The 15,439-nt window shown below is 45.0% G+C and carries 12 protein-coding genes; 4 read left to right on the forward strand and 8 right to left on the reverse strand.

The genetic code is table 11. The features are described 5' to 3' along the window. Positions 1–184: 184 nt before the first annotated feature. From MSG36_RS18745 to MSG36_RS18760, 4 genes are all read right to left on the reverse strand, one after another. Positions 185–1,951, reverse strand: coding sequence for a transporter (locus tag MSG36_RS18745; protein WP_048613936.1), 1,767 nt, complete (start codon positions 1,949–1,951; stop codon positions 185–187). Positions 1,952–2,799: 848 nt separating this feature from the next. Continuing rightward, entirely contained in the window at positions 2,800–3,426 is a 627-nt protein-coding gene (locus MSG36_RS18750) for a bifunctional 4-hydroxy-2-oxoglutarate aldolase/2-dehydro-3-deoxy-phosphogluconate aldolase (RefSeq protein ID WP_017069898.1), read from the reverse strand. A gap of 73 nt (positions 3,427–3,499) precedes the next feature. Next, positions 3,500–4,432, reverse strand: a complete 933-nt coding sequence (locus tag MSG36_RS18755; protein WP_017061485.1) for a sugar kinase — start codon at positions 4,430–4,432, stop codon at positions 3,500–3,502. Positions 4,433–4,466: 34 nt separating this feature from the next. Continuing rightward, positions 4,467–4,802 (reverse strand): cupin domain-containing protein, encoded by a 336-nt coding sequence (locus MSG36_RS18760; RefSeq protein ID WP_009846518.1) that lies wholly within the window; start codon positions 4,800–4,802, stop codon positions 4,467–4,469. 333 nt (positions 4,803–5,135) lie between these two features. Here MSG36_RS18760 and MSG36_RS18765 point away from each other — a divergent pair, with 333 nt between their 5' ends. From MSG36_RS18765 to MSG36_RS18775, 3 genes are all read left to right on the forward strand, one after another. Further along, on the forward strand, positions 5,136–7,325 hold the full coding sequence (locus MSG36_RS18765) for a heparinase II/III family protein (protein ID WP_248369275.1): 2,190 nt from the start codon (positions 5,136–5,138) through the stop codon (positions 7,323–7,325). A gap of 2 nt (positions 7,326–7,327) precedes the next feature. Continuing rightward, entirely contained in the window at positions 7,328–9,481 is a 2,154-nt protein-coding gene (locus tag MSG36_RS18770) for a heparinase II/III family protein (protein WP_248369278.1), read from the forward strand. 293 nt (positions 9,482–9,774) lie between these two features. Continuing rightward, positions 9,775–10,599, forward strand: a complete 825-nt coding sequence (locus tag MSG36_RS18775; RefSeq protein ID WP_248369281.1) for a fumarylacetoacetate hydrolase family protein — start codon at positions 9,775–9,777, stop codon at positions 10,597–10,599. 98 nt (positions 10,600–10,697) lie between these two features. Here the strand turns inward: MSG36_RS18775 and phnE (MSG36_RS18780) are convergent, their stop codons facing one another. The 4 genes from phnE (MSG36_RS18780) to phnD form a co-directional block, all read right to left on the reverse strand. Then, positions 10,698–11,528 (reverse strand): phosphonate ABC transporter, permease protein PhnE, encoded by an 831-nt coding sequence (gene phnE, locus MSG36_RS18780; RefSeq protein ID WP_050621206.1) that lies wholly within the window; start codon positions 11,526–11,528, stop codon positions 10,698–10,700. 10 nt (positions 11,529–11,538) lie between these two features. After that, positions 11,539–12,393, reverse strand: coding sequence for a phosphonate ABC transporter, permease protein PhnE (gene phnE, locus MSG36_RS18785; protein ID WP_052878558.1), 855 nt, complete (start codon positions 12,391–12,393; stop codon positions 11,539–11,541). Then, on the reverse strand, positions 12,390–13,208 hold the full coding sequence (gene phnC / locus MSG36_RS18790) for a phosphonate ABC transporter ATP-binding protein (protein ID WP_017069947.1): 819 nt from the start codon (positions 13,206–13,208) through the stop codon (positions 12,390–12,392). Before phnC ends, phnE (MSG36_RS18785) begins: the two co-directional genes overlap by 4 nt. A gap of 143 nt (positions 13,209–13,351) precedes the next feature. Beyond that, on the reverse strand, positions 13,352–14,308 hold the full coding sequence (phnD, locus tag MSG36_RS18795) for a phosphate/phosphite/phosphonate ABC transporter substrate-binding protein (RefSeq protein WP_048607068.1): 957 nt from the start codon (positions 14,306–14,308) through the stop codon (positions 13,352–13,354). A gap of 266 nt (positions 14,309–14,574) precedes the next feature. Between phnD and MSG36_RS18800 the strand changes: the two genes are divergently transcribed. After that, entirely contained in the window at positions 14,575–15,294 is a 720-nt protein-coding gene (locus MSG36_RS18800; protein WP_048613948.1) for a FadR/GntR family transcriptional regulator, read from the forward strand. Positions 15,295–15,439 lie beyond the last annotated feature (145 nt).

A 15,439-nucleotide genomic window follows, 5' to 3' on the forward strand; every position in this document is an offset into this window, starting at 1 on the left:
AAACCATTGGAAAGGTTGGAAAAGAAGATAAAACGAGGGCAGGAGATAGGTATTTCTACGCTTTATGCGCATTAATCGAGATTCGTTTCATATTCCATTTTGATAAGCCGAAGACAAACAAAAAGCCCATGTTATCGAATAACATGGGCTTCATTTTGGTTTAACTTGTTAGCTGCTTATTTAGCTATTTGGCAACAGACTCGTTGTTCATCTTAGCCGGAGCTTTAGATGCATTAACCAGCAGGATACCAACGGTTAGTACCATCGAACCACATAGTAGGAACAACAAGCGTCCTGTTGGTTCGTTTGGAATCAGAGCCATTGCTAGGATACCGAAACCTGCTGTGCTGATAAGCTTACCAAGCATTGAACGCTGTTTAGTATCTAGGTTTTGTTGCTCTTCACCTTCCGCTACAAGCGGCGTGTTCCAGTTAGTGAATAGTTGGTCAACTTCTTTCTCACGCTCTGGCGATAGGCCTTTGTAGAAGCGAGAAGTCATGATGAAGTAACCACCTGTGAACACTACGTGAGCAGCTAAGCTAAGACCGACTTTCAAATCGCTCCATTCACGGCCTGTAAGCGCTGTTTCTAGACCAAATAGGTTCTCGATGTCTTCTGCTTGCAGAGAGATACCGAAGATGTAAGAAACGAAACCACCAACCACTAGAGTAGACCAACCAGCCCAGTCAGGTGTCTTACGAATCCACATACCTAGTAGTACAGGGATAAGCATTGGGAAGCCAATCAACGCACCTACGTTCATTACGATATCGAACAAGCTTAAGTGACGCAGAGAGTTAATGAATAGACCAATCGCGATGATGATAATACCCATCATGATAGTCGTTAGCTTACTTACAATAACCAGCTCTTTCTGAGTCGCATTTTGACGAAGAATCGGGCTGTAGAAGTTCATTACAAAGATACCAGCGTTACGGTTCAAACCTGAATCCATAGAAGACATCGTTGCAGCAAACATTGCTGACATAAGAAGACCAACCATACCTGCTGGCATTACGTTTTGTACGAATGCTAGGTAAGCAGCATCACCGGCTTTGTCGCCCATTGATGTGTATTGCTCAGCGAACTCAGGCATGAATGCACTAACGTACCAAGGTGGTAGGAACCAAATTAGTGGACCAACAACCATAAGGATACATGCTAGGCCTGCCGCTTTACGTGCGTTTTCACTGTCTTTTGCACATAGGTAACGGTAAGCGTTGATGCTGTTGTTCATTACACCGAACTGCTTCACGAAGATGAATACAACCCAAAGGATGAAGATGCTCATGTAGTTTAGGTTGTTACCTAACATGAAGTCGCCGTCGAAGTTAGCAACGATGTTAGTTAAGCCGCCACCGTGGAAGTAAGCTGCTACCGCACAAGTGATTGTCACGGCCATGATTACAAGCATTTGCATGAAGTCAGAAGCAACAACCGCCCAAGAGCCGCCCGTTACTGCCATCAATACTAGAACCATACCCGTTACCACAATGGTAGCTTCCATTGGGATATTGAATACCGCTGCTACAAAGATCGCTAGACCGTTTAGCCAGATACCTGCAGAGATAAGGCTGTCCGGCATACCTGCCCATGTGAAGAACTGTTCAGACGTTTTACCAAAGCGCTGACGAATAGCTTCGATCGCCGTTACCACACGAAGTTGGCGGAACTTTGGAGCGAAGTACATATAGTTCATGAAGTAGCCAAAAGCATTGGCTAAGAATAGGATTACAATAACGAAACCGTCATTGAACGCGCGTCCTGCGGCACCTGTAAACGTCCATGCTGAAAACTGTGTCATGAAGGCAGTTGCACCAACCATCCACCACAACATTTTGCCGCCCCCTCTGAAGTAATCACTTGTAGAGGTGGTGAACTTACGGAACATCCAACCAATCGCGATTAAAAAGAAGAAGTAGGCGAGAACAACAAAAGTATCAATAGTCATCTTTTCAGCCTTTTAAATATCATAATTAACTGGGCTTAGATTAACGCGTCCTAAGATTTATTTGTACTACAATATGTCTTTAGTATGATCTAGGTCGCATTGATTTTTTGGTCTCTAGTGCGCCACCATATAAGTGATTGTTTTAATTGAATTTAAATGTGTGTGTATTTTGTTTGAGATCTAAAATAAATTGAGGGTTAAATGTTTATATGTATTACAATATAAGCAAAAGCGCTTACTTTGCCGTATCTATAAGATTTTAATTATAACCGTAACAAATGTGCTACAAATTGGTGTGTTGTGCGACGACATTCACGTTAATTTGGAACTCTATACTGAAAATTTTGGTATTGAGATTTCAAGTGTAGCTCATTGTTTTCACTTCGCTATTTTCTGTTTATCTGCGGCTATCAAGCCTTTCTATGCTATTTATTCATTTTTTCGTGCCATAGAGGTGCGTATTTGGAATTTTTGTCACTGAGTGGGCGTTAAACTGGACGGGCGGAACACACTTTCGGCTCACTTTGTCTATTGTGGTCTTCAGTGCATGCTATGAGAGATGTTTGACGACGTATCGAAAAGGAACGTTGCTGGGTAAGGGGCTGGATAGGCGATAGGGGGCACCAGTAACGCTTCGTTAGATGCGTGCTGAAGTCGATTGAAAGTTTACATTACTTGTTATTGCCTGTCTTAGTCGCGGAGCTGTACGAACCCATAGAGAGAAAGGCGATAAGGTGTGGGGGAAACAGAACGTTGATTGAGCATGTTTTACGGTTAGTCAGCGCAATAAACGCCAGATAACAAAAAGCCCCACCGAGGTGAGGCTTCATCACTCAATCTAAAATAGATTAAGCGTTAACGTGATCAACTGCGTCACGAACCAGCTTGCCTAGTTCGTCCCACTTACCTTCGTCGATAAGGTTAGTTGGAACCATCCAAGTACCGCCACACGCAAGTACAGAAGGGATCGATAGGTATTCATCAACATTCTTCAAGCTTACGCCACCAGTAGGCATAAATTTAACAGGGTAAACCGCTGTTAGTGCTTTAAGCATACCAGTACCGCCAGAAGGTTCAGCAGGGAAGAACTTCAACGTGCGAAGGCCCATTTCCATTGCTTGTTCAACTAGGCTTGGGTTGTTAACACCCGGTACGATTGCAACGCCTTTATCGATACAGTATTGAACAGTGCGCGGGTTGAAACCTGGGCTTACGATGAAATCAACGCCAGCTTCGATAGATGCGTCAACTTGCTCGTTAGTCAGTACAGTACCTGAACCAATTAGCATGTCTGGGAATTCTTTACGCATGATGCGAATCGCTTCGATTGCACATTCTGTACGTAGCGTGATTTCGGCGCATGGCATGCCGTTTTCAACAAGTGCTTTACCTAGAGGGATAGCGTCTTCAGCACGGTTGATAGCGATTACAGGAATTACTTTTAGGTTTGCTAGTTGTTCATTTAATGTCGTCATGAATTCTTTCTCACGTTAAATGTGGGCTTGCTTTCAACTAAGCAAACCCTTGATTAATAGTTAAAGTGCGTAATTATAGAGACAGATCAGGCGTCGCTTCTAGAGGAATGATAGCACCTGGATGCTGAATCACAGTCCCTGCCACAATATGACCTGCTAACGCTGCATCACGTGCATTGCCACCGCTTAAGCGCTTAGCTAGGAAGCCCGCGCTGAACGAGTCGCCAGCCGCTGTAGTATCAACAATGTTGTCTACTGGGTTTGGAGCAACGTACTGAGCGCTTTGGCTCTCAACCACTAGGCAGTCTTTAGCACCACGTTTAATGATGATCTCTTTCACACCAGATTCAGACGTACGTGCAATACACTGTTCAATGCTTTCGTCGCCATACAACTCTTGCTCGTCATCGAACGTCAGTAGAGCCGTGTCTGTGTACTTAAGCATCTTCAAGTACCAAGAAATCGCTTCTTGTTGGCTTTCCCAAAGTTTTGGACGGAAGTTATTGTCGAAGAATACTTGGCCGCCTTGAGCTTTAAATTTGTCTAAGAAGTTGAATAGCTGCGTGCGTCCATTCTCTGTCAAGATAGCAAGCGTAATACCACTTAGGTAAACCGCATCAAAAGAGAATAACTTATCAAGTAGAGCAGGCGTGTCTTCCTGGTCAAACATGAATTTTGCTGCAGCATCATTACGCCAGTAGTGGAAGCTACGCTCACCAGTTTCATCGGTCTCGATGTAGTAAAGCCCTGGTTGTTTGTGATCAAGCTGAGCAATTAAGCTAGTGTCGATACCTTCCGCTTGCCACTTTTCTAACATGTCGGTACTGAATGGGTCAGTGCCTAGTGCTGTTACGTAGCTCGTGTTGATATCTTGCTCTTTTGTTAAGCGAGACAAGTAAAGTGCAGTATTTAGTGTATCGCCACCGAAGCTTTGCTTAAGCCCGTCTTGTTTCTTTTGTAGCTCAACCATGCACTCGCCAATGACCGCGATGTTTAATGATTTCATATGCTTACCTTAGCAACTGAGGTTGCGCTAGTTATTATTTTAGGAAATCTTCACGCGCAGGGTTGAAGATATCAAGAAGGATGCTGTCTTGCTCTAGTGCAACTGCACCGTGCATCATGTGTTTACGAGCGAAGTAAGCATCACCTTCTTTAAGGACTTTCTTTTCGCCTTCAATCTCAGCTTCGAAGCTGCCACGAACTACGTAACCGATTTGGTCATGGATTTCGTGAGTATGAGGGTGGCCAATCGCGCCCTTATCAAAACATAGGTGTACTGCCATTAGATCGTCAGTGTAAGCAACGATTTTACGCTTAATGCCGCCACCAAGTTCTTCCCATGGGTTTTCATCTAGGATAAAGAAAGAGTTCATTGTGTATCTCCTAATCTGTTTAAATCTTTTAAGTGTTACTTAACTTGCATCCATCATAAGGGAATGAGCTTAATTGTAATACAATATATCTAAATTTGTGTGATATTGATCAAGCGATACTTTATATAGCGTAAATAAATCAACAACTTAATAAATGGCTGATATTTACCATTAGTCATTTACATCAATGACTTATGGCTAATTGTGTGACTCTACTCATCATTTGGCGACGAACAGGTATAATTAAAGCTCATATTGTATTACTTTATATGGAGTTTGAAAATTTAATCAAAGTTTAAGCAGATAAACTCTTTATTGAGGGTGACAAAGAATATGACGACTAAACCAGTATTGTTAACTGAAGCAGAAATCGAGCAGCTTCATCTTGAAGTGGGCCGTTCTAGCTTAATGGGAAAAACCATTGCAGCGAACGCGAAAGATCTAGAAGCATTCATGCGTTTACCTATTGATGTCCCAGGTCATGGTGAAGCTGGGGGTTACGAACATAACCGCCATAAGCAAAATTACACGTACATGAATCTAGCTGGTCGTATGTTCTTGATCACTAAAGAGCAAAAGTACGCTGACTTTGTTACAGAATTACTAGAAGAATACGCAGATAAATACCTAACGTTTGATTACCACGTACAGAAAAACACTAACCCTACCGGTCGTTTGTTCCACCAAATCCTGAACGAACACTGCTGGTTAATGTTCTCAAGCTTAGCTTACTCTTGTGTTGCTTCAACCCTGACACAAGAACAACGTGACAACATTGAGTCTCGCATTTTCGAACCAATGCTAGAAATGTTCACAGTTAAATACGCACACGACTTCGACCGTATCCACAACCACGGTATTTGGGCTGTAGCCGCTGTGGGTATTTGTGGTCTTGCTCTTGGCAAGCGTGAGTACCTTGAAATGTCAGTCTACGGCATTGACCGTAACGACACTGGCGGCTTCCTAGCGCAAGTTTCTCAGCTGTTTGCACCTTCTGGTTACTACATGGAAGGTCCTTACTACCACCGTTACGCGATTCGCCCAACGTGTGTGTTCGCTGAAGTAATTCACCGTCATATGCCTGAAGTTGATATTTATAACTACAAAGGCGGCGTGATTGGTAACACAGTACAAGCCATGTTGGCGACGGCTTACCCGAACGGTGAGTTCCCGGCTCTGAATGATGCTTCTCGTACTATGGGTATCACAGACATGGGTGTTCAGGTTGCGGTAAGTGTTTACAGCAAGCATTACTCTTCTGAAAACGGTGTAGACCAAAACATTCTAGGTATGGCGAAGATTCAAGACGCGGTATGGATGCATCCATGTGGTCTTGAGCTATCTAAAGCTTATGAAGCAGCGTCTGCTGAGAAAGAAATCGGCATGCCTTTCTGGCCAAGTGTTGAATTGAACGAAGGCCCTCAAGGTCATAACGGCGCGCAAGGCTTTATCCGTATGCAGGATAAGAAAGGCGACGTTTCTCAACTTGTTATGAACTACGGCCAACACGGCATGGGTCACGGTAACTTTGATACGCTGGGTATTTCTTTCTTCAACCGTGGTCAAGAAGTACTGCGTGAATACGGCTTCTGTCGTTGGGTGAACGTTGAGCCTAAATTCGGCGGCCGTTACCTAGACGAAAACAAATCTTACGCTCGTCAAACAATTGCACACAACGCAGTAACGATTGATGAAAAATGTCAGAACAACTTTGACGTTGAGCGCGCGGACGCAGTACACGGCTTGCCACACTTCTTCAAAGTAGAAGACGAGCAAATCAATGGCATGAGCGCATTTGCTAACGATCATTACGAAGGTTTTGACATGCAACGCAGCGTGTTCATGCTAAACCTTGAAGAATTAGAATCTCCGCTACTATTAGATCTTTACCGTTTAGATTCTAAGAAAGGCGGCGAAGGCGAGCATCAATACGACTACTCACACCAATATCAAGGTCAGATTGTTCGCACTAACTTTGAATACCAAGCAAACAAAGAGCTGAACACGCTAGGTGAAGACTTCGGTTACCAACACCTATGGAACGTGGCAAGCGGTGAAGTGAAGGGCACAGCACTGGTAAGCTGGCTACAGAACAACACCTACTACACGTGGCTAGGTGCAACGTCTAACGACAATGCTGAAGTTATCTTTACTCGCACTGGCGCTAACGACCCAAGCTTCAACCTACGTTCAGAGCCTGCGTTCATTCTACGCAGCAAAGGTGAAACAACACTGTTTGCTTCTGTTGTTGAAACGCACGGTTACTTCAACGAAGAATTCGAGCAATCAGTTAATGCACGTGGTGTTGTGAAAGACATCAAAGTAGTGGCTCACACGAATATCGGTTCGGTAGTTGAGATCACCACAGAGAAATCAAACGTGACAGTGATGATCAGCAACCAACTTGGCGCGACTGACAGCACTGAACACAAAGTAGAGCTTAACGGCAAAGTATACAGCTGGACAGGCTTCTACTCAGTAGAAACAACTTTAAACCCAGAATTAGCAGAGCAGGGGAAATAATAATGAGCTATCAACCACTTTTACTTAACTTTGACGAAGCAGCAGAGCTTCGTAAAGAACTTGGCAAGGATAGCCTTTTAGGTAACGCACTGACTCGCGACATTAAACAAACTGACGCTTACATGGCGGAAGTTGGCATTGAAGTACCTGGTCACGGTGAAGGCGGCGGTTACGAGCACAACCGTCACAAGCAAAACTACATCCATATGGATCTAGCGGGCCGTTTGTTCCTTATCACTGAGGAAACAAAGTACCGTGATTACATCGTTGATATGCTAACAGCGTACGCGACGGTATACCCAACACTTGAAAGCAACGTAAGCCGTGACTCTAATCCTCCGGGTAAGCTGTTCCACCAAACGTTGAACGAGAACATGTGGATGCTTTACGCTTCTTGTGCGTACAGCTGTATTTACCACACCATCTCTGAAGAGCAAAAGCGTCTTATCGAAGACGATCTTCTTAAGCAAATGATCGAAATGTTCGTTGTGACTTACGCACACGACTTCGATATCGTGCACAACCACGGCTTATGGGCAGTGGCAGCAGTAGGTATCTGTGGTTACGCAATCAACGATCAAGAGTCTGTAGACAAAGCGCTTTACGGCTTGAAACTAGACAAAGTAAGCGGCGGTTTCTTAGCACAACTTGACCAATTGTTCTCGCCAGACGGCTACTACATGGAAGGTCCTTACTACCACCGTTTCTCGCTACGTCCAATCTACCTGTTTGCAGAAGCAATTGAACGTCGTCAGCCTGAAGTTGGTATCTATGAATTCAACGATTCAGTGATCAAGACAACGTCTTACTCTGTATTCAAAACAGCATTCCCAGACGGTACATTGCCAGCTTTGAACGATTCATCTAAGACGATTTCTATCAACGATGAAGGCGTTATCATGGCAACGTCTGTGTGTTACCACCGTTACGAGCAGACAGAAACTCTGCTTGGCATGGCTGATCACCAACAAAACGTTTGGGTTCATGCTTCAGGTAAAACATTGTCTGACGCTGTTGATGCAGCAGATGACATCAAAGCATTCAACTGGGGTAGCCTGTTTGTAACCGACGGCCCTGAAGGCGAAAAAGGCGGCGTAAGCATCCTTCGTCACCGTGATGAGCAAGACGACGACACAATGGCGTTGATCTGGTTTGGTCAGCACGGTTCAGACCACCAGTACCACTCTGCGCTAGACCATGGTCACTACGATGGCTTGCACCTAAGCGTATTCAACCGTGGCCACGAAGTGCTGCACGATTACGGCTTCGGTCGTTGGGTAAACGTTGAGCCTAAGTTTGGCGGTCGTTACATCCCGGAGAACAAGTCTTACTGTAAGCAGACGGTTGCTCACAACACAGTAACGGTTGATCAGAAAACACAGAACAACTTCAACACAGTATTGGCTGAGTCTAAGTTTGGTCAGAAGCACTTCTTCGTAGCAGACGACCAGTCTCTACAAGGTATGAGCGGCACTATTTCTGAGTACTACACTGGCGTAGACATGCAACGCAGCGTGATTCTTGCTGAGCTACCTGAGTTCGAAAAACCGCTAGTGATCGATGTATACCGCATTGAAGCTGACGCTGAGCACCAGTACGACTTACCAGTTCACCACTCTGGCCAGATCATCCGTACTGACTTTGATTACAACATGGAAAAAACGCTTAAGCCGCTAGGTGAAGACAACGGTTACCAGCACTTGTGGAACGTTGCTTCAGGCAAAGTGAACGAAGAAGGTTCTCTAGTAAGCTGGCTACATGACAGCAGCTACTACAGCCTAGTAACCAGCGCGAATGCGGGCAGTGAAGTGATTTTTGCTCGCACTGGTGCTAACGATCCAGACTTCAACCTTAAGAGTGAGCCTGCGTTCATCTTACGTCAGTCTGGTCAAAACCACGTGTTTGCTTCTGTACTAGAGACACATGGTTACTTTAACGAGTCTATCGAAGCCTCTGTAGGCGCTCGTGGTCTGGTTAAATCAGTATCTGTTGTGGGCCATAACAGTGTCGGGACTGTTGTTCGCATTCAGACTACTTCTGGTAACACTTACCACTACGGTATTTCAAACCAAGCTGAAGACACGCAGCAAGCAACTCACACTGTTGAGTTCGCGGGTGAGACATACTCGTGGGAAGGATCATTTGCTCAACTGTAAATGATTGACACGCAAGTTATTTAACGATGACTTGTGTTGATGTGGTGCTTTGCGGGAACGAAGCATCACATTGAATTCAGTCGTGATTGCAAAATCGTTCGTTGATACCAACAACGACTGAATACATCGGGAATAAGTCAAACCGAGTAACTCACACGAGTTGCTCGGTTTTTTTATGCGTGCTGCTTTTATAAGAGGGAAAGAGGATGGGGCAACGGAGCTTCCCTTTTCCTTCGAATCTTACAGAGTGGGCTAAAGTATAATTTAGGATTTAAAAATAAAGGGATTCAAGGATGAAGTGGTTATTGGCAATAGTTGCGATGTCTGGTGTCGCATTGGCGGCAGAAAATAACAATGTTGAGGTGAGCAGTGAGCATTTCGTCCGTTATCAATATCAAGACAAAGTCAGCTATGGAAAGCTAGACAATGACGTTGTGTTACCGGTCAGCGGTGATATCTTTGGAGAATATTCGGTAGCAAAAAATTCGATCCCGTTAGAGTCGGTAGAGGTGTTACTGCCGACAAAACCAGAGAAAGTGTTCGCTGTCGGAATGAACTTCGCTAGCCATTTAGCCTCACTTGCCGATGCACCACCGCCGATGTTTCTTAAACTTCCTTCCTCTTTGACTCTCACGGGCGAAGTGATTCAAGTGCCAGCAAAAGCAAGAAATGTTCATTTTGAAGGCGAGCTGGTGGTTGTGATTGGTAGAGAGCTCAGCCAAGCCAGTGAAGAAGAAGCCGAGGAAGCGATCTTTGGTGTCACGGTGGGCAACGATATTACTGAAAGAAGTTGGCAAGGTTCGGATTTACAATGGCTCCGAGCGAAAGCTTCTGATGGTTTTGGCCCGGTTGGCAACACAATTGTGCGCGGCGTTGATTACAACAATGTTGAGTTGACCACTCGTGTTAACGGCAAAGTGGTTCAACAAGAAAATACTTCGTTCATGATTCACAAGCCACGAAAAGTCGTGAGCTATTTGAGCCACTATTTTACCCTCAAACCGGGCGATCTTATTTTTATGGGAACACCAGGCAGAACCTATGCTCTATCCGACAAAGATCAAGTGAGTGTCACGATTGAAGGGGTAGGGACTGTGGTCAACGAAGTGCGGTTCTGATGGTGAAAAATGTTTATTACGTTGCAACAAACGAAAAGCCTACTCACTGAGTAGGCTTTGGTCCTAACTAACCGTCTATTTGACGTTGTTTTTATTATTTAGATAAGGGCTTTTCTTGCTTTGGCTGCCACCCATTCGGAGAAGATGACCGTCACTAGAATCGCACAGAAAATCACAGTCACTTGAGGCCATGCCAGCATCGCCATCGATTCTTGTAATTTCAAGCCGATACCGCCAGCGCCTACTAATCCTAATACTGTAGATTCACGAATATTGATATCCCAGCGGAACAAGCTCGTGCCGATGAAACTTGGCATCACCTGCGGAAGAATGCCGTAGTTCAATACTTGCAGCGGAGAAGCTCCGGTCGATTGGATTGCAGACATCTGTGTTGCATTCACTTCTTCAATCGCTTCATACATTAACTTCGCCACAAAACCAATCGAACGTAGCGCTATCGCAATGATACCGGCCAACAAGCCTGGGCCGATGATTGCTACCAACAATAAAGCCCAAATTAGCGAGTTGATAGAACGACTTGCTGCGATGATGAACAGCGCGATAGGTCTGATAAACGTCATGCTTGGCGTTGTATTACGTGCAGCTAAGAACGCAACTGGAAACGCGAGTACGATCCCTAACAGTGTGCCAAGTGTCGCGATGTTAATGGTGTCCCACAACGGACTCCAAAGAGACTCTAAGTAGCTCCATCTTGGTGGCCACATACGTGAAGAAATATCAGCAAATTGATTTGGTGAGTCAGTCACAAAGTACCAAATCGTATCTTTGTTCATGACTTGCCATGCGAATACTGTCAAAGCAACAAAGCAAAGCCAGCCTAGCCAAAGCATGAGGCTCTGTTTACTGTCGTAACGCTGCCATTGGGTACGATTGATGGCGCTTGTCGGTGTTTCATTTAGCGTGCTCATTGGTCGTTCCTTACTGCACATGCTTACGGATGATGGTTGATAGGTATTCACACAACATCACAATCACGATAATAATCAATAGAATAGCGGCTGCTGCGCTGTATTCGTAACGGTCCATTGCTGTGTTTAACGTTGCGCCGATACCACCTGCGCCAACAATGCCAATCACAGCTGACTCTCGGAAGTTGATGTCGAGTCGGTACATCGAAAGTCCGATGAAGCGCGGCATCACCTGTGCTTGAATTGCGTAATTCACCTGTTGTAACCAACTCGCGCCCGTTGCACGCATTGCGGTCAGTGGCGCTGGGTCAATGGCTTCAATTTCATCGGCAAACAGTTTTGCGAGAAAGCCGATGGTCGCGAAGGTGAGCGTGACAAAACCCGCAAACGTACCAAAGCCAAATAGAGCAACACACAGAATCGCTACGATGATTTCTTGTAAGCTACGAGCAACCGAAATAAACGCACGACAGAATAGGTAAACGGGAGTAGGGGCAAGGTTTTTCGCTGCGCCTAGTCCGAATGGGATAGAAAGAAGGACACCCGCCACAGTAGATGTCAGTGTCATGGTTAAGCTCTCAATCAAACCTTGTGAGATGTTGTTCCAACGGCCACCAAAATCTGGGTTCATGAAAGCCAAAATGAACTGCCAGCCGCGCTCGCTGCCTTCGTAAATTCGAGTCCAGTTGACGTGTACCGATTGAGTCGCAAGGTACAAGTAAACCGCGACAATGATGATTAAGCTCCAGCGCAGCCATGGGCTAGAAATAAGTGGCGGTTTTGTCCACTGTGTCGGGTATTGTTTGGAATTCTGTTTTCCTGACTTTAAATGCTGCTGAACTTGATTTGGATATGGTTGAGTCATATTGTTGCCTCAGACAGGCGAGGGCTCGTGATGATTAGGTCATCGGCCTCTTCTTCTGCTTGTTGACTCCAGTCTTCTTCACCGTAGATTTGCGTTAAAACATCTTCAGTGAGCAGGTTTGGTTTGTCATCAAATACGACACAACCTGCATTCAAGCCGACAACACGGTCAACAAACTGCTTTGCTAATTGAACATCGTGAATATTGATGATGGCAGGGAGTTGTTGCTCTGAACAAATCTCACTGATCAGTCGCATGATTTGGCGCGCTGTACGTGGATCAAGTGCGGCCGTTGGTTCATCAATCAACAGTAATTTCGGTTTCTGAGCAAGTGCACGTGCAATACCAACACGTTGACGCTGACCACCCGACAGAGCATCGGCCCTTTTATTGGCGTGTTCTAACAATCCAACACGGTCGAGTAGCGCATAAGCGGCTTGGATATCCGACTCCGGGAAACGACGAGTAAAGCTTTGCCAGAAATTCACGTAACCCAAACGTCCTGAAAGTACGTTTTCCATCACCGTCAAACGCTCAATCAGCGCGTACTCTTGGAAAATCATCCCGATTTCACGGCGTGATTGTCTCAATTGTCGCTTAGACAGCGTTTCTAGATTGGTATTGGAAAAGATCACTTCGCCGCTGGTGGGTTCGGTTAGCCGATTAATACAACGGATAAGTGTTGATTTACCCGCACCAGATGGACCAATTAAACCAACCACTTCACCGGCATTGACCGACAAGCTAACGTTGGTAAGGGCTTTATCAGAACTGGAGTAGTGCTTGGTAAGCCCTTTAAGGGTAAGAGTAGACATAGAATTCCTATAAGAGCGGTGTACTAAGAGTTCGCCTGAGACAGGCATGGAAAGTAAACCGGAAAGAGTGGTGAATAACTGCAGGCGATGACACCTGCAGTTAGTTTTATCAGTGTGTGATTGGCTTTTTAGTTCGGTTGAACTTAGCTACACGTGTAAGAGACTTTGTTTGCCGTATCGATAGTGCGGATCACTTCCCAGTGCTCTTTGTAAGTAATAGGAACGAACTGCGCTTCGCCGTTACGTTCAAATTCTTCTTGAAGCTTTGTGCCTTCCCAATCGAAAGTGAAGAACGCTTTTTGAATCTTCTCTTGCAGCTCTGGCGTCAGGTTGTGCGCTGTGCCGTAAGCGGTAGTCGGGAAAGTTTGAGATTTGTAGATGCTCTTGATTTGGTCTTCTTTCACAACATCGCGTGAAAGCATGCGGTTCAATACTGAGTTAGCGACTGCTGCAGCATCGTAATCTTTGTGCGCCACACCCAAAATAGAGTTGTCGTGTGCGCCAGAGAATGCTGGTTTGAAATCTCGGTCAGGTTGAAGTTGGTATTCAGCGTCCAAAATCGCAGAAGGTGCTTTGAAGCCAGAGTTAGAGGTTTGTGATGTGAACGCCAGGTTCTTATCTTTTAGGTCTTCCACTTTTTCAATGCCAGAACCTGGGTAAGTGATGATTTCCATTTCATAGCCGAAAGAGCCATCTTCTGCAGCCATCATTGTGAATGGGGCAAAGCCTGCACAGTTAACCGCTAGTGGTGTAGAACCTGTGTTGAAACCAGCGATATGTAGGCGACCTGAACGCATTGCTTCAATTTGAGCAGCGTTATTTTGAACAGGGAAGAAACGAACCGTCTTTTCCGTTGTTTTTTCAAGGTGGCTCAAAAACTCGCTCCACACATCAGCGTATACTGCAGGATCTTCAACTGGCGTATAAGCAAAAATTAGCGTGTTTGGGTCAACCCATTGTGATTCATCTTGAGGAACATCAGCAACCAAGTTGCCAGAGCGATCTTCGTATCGTGTATCCATTGCTAATGCAGAACCAGAAAAAATCAGCGCAGCAGTAATAGCGCTCTTAAGCGTGAGATTTGTTTTTGTCGGTTTCATTATTTCAGTCCAATTGAGTGATGTCTTGGGAAGGGAGTATAGAAATCGAGGATGACAAAACCGATGCGTTTTGATGACGGATTTATGAATGGTGTAACATAATATTTCTAGCTGTGTGGGATCAGATGCTTTATAAGTGTTTGATTCATTGAGTAAATTAATAGAGCACGACTCGTTGCTATTTAACTCAATTGGCGCTAGGTTGAAATCCTGTTATAGTGATCCTTAAATAATACATAAACATAACATATAAAATAAGTGAACTTATGGTTAGCACTTTTAATTCAATCTCGGGCTCGAAGCGCAGCCTGCACGTGCAAGTAGCGCGTGAAATCGCTCGTGGAATCTTGTCTGGTGAACTGCCACAAGGTTCTATTATTCCTGGTGAAATGGCGCTGTGTGAACAGTTTGGTATCAGCCGTACGGCACTTCGTGAAGCTGTTAAACTACTGACTTCTAAAGGTCTGTTAGAGTCCCGCCCGAAAATCGGTACTCGTGTAGTGGATCGCGCATACTGGAACTTTCTTGATCCTCAACTGATTGAATGGATGGATGGTCTAACCGACATAGACCAATTCTGTTCTCAGTTTTTAGGCCTTCGCCGTGCGATTGAACCTGAAGCGTGTGCATTAGCGGCAAAATTTGCGACTGCTGAGCAACGTATCGAGCTTTCAGAGATCTTCCAGAAGATGGTTGAAGTGGATGACGCAGAAGTGTTTGACCAAGAACGTTGGACAGACATCGATACTCGTTTCCACAGCTTGATCTTTAATGCGACAGGTAACGATTTCTACCTGCCATTTGGCAATATTCTGACTACCATGTTCGTTAACTTCATCGTGCACTCTTCTGAAGAGGGCAGCACATGTATCAATGAACACCGTAGAATCTATGAAGCGATTATGGCTGGCGATAGTGAAAAAGCTCGTACAATGTCAGCCGCTCACTTGCAAGATGCTAACCACCGTTTAGCCACTGCAAGCTAAACACGGTTTTCAAACTCATTTGAACCAGCCAAAAAGGTATGCCAAGTGCATGCCTTTTTTTGTTTTTATGTCCCGTCCTGAAATGTGTTTACACATTGAGGACGAATTATGACTACTTCAAATAATACCTACATTAAGCGCACTC

Origin of the sequence: Vibrio sp. 1CM8B (assembly GCF_023161685.1) — a bacterium.
GTDB classification, from domain to species: Bacteria; Pseudomonadota; Gammaproteobacteria; order Enterobacterales; family Vibrionaceae; genus Vibrio; species Vibrio coralliirubri.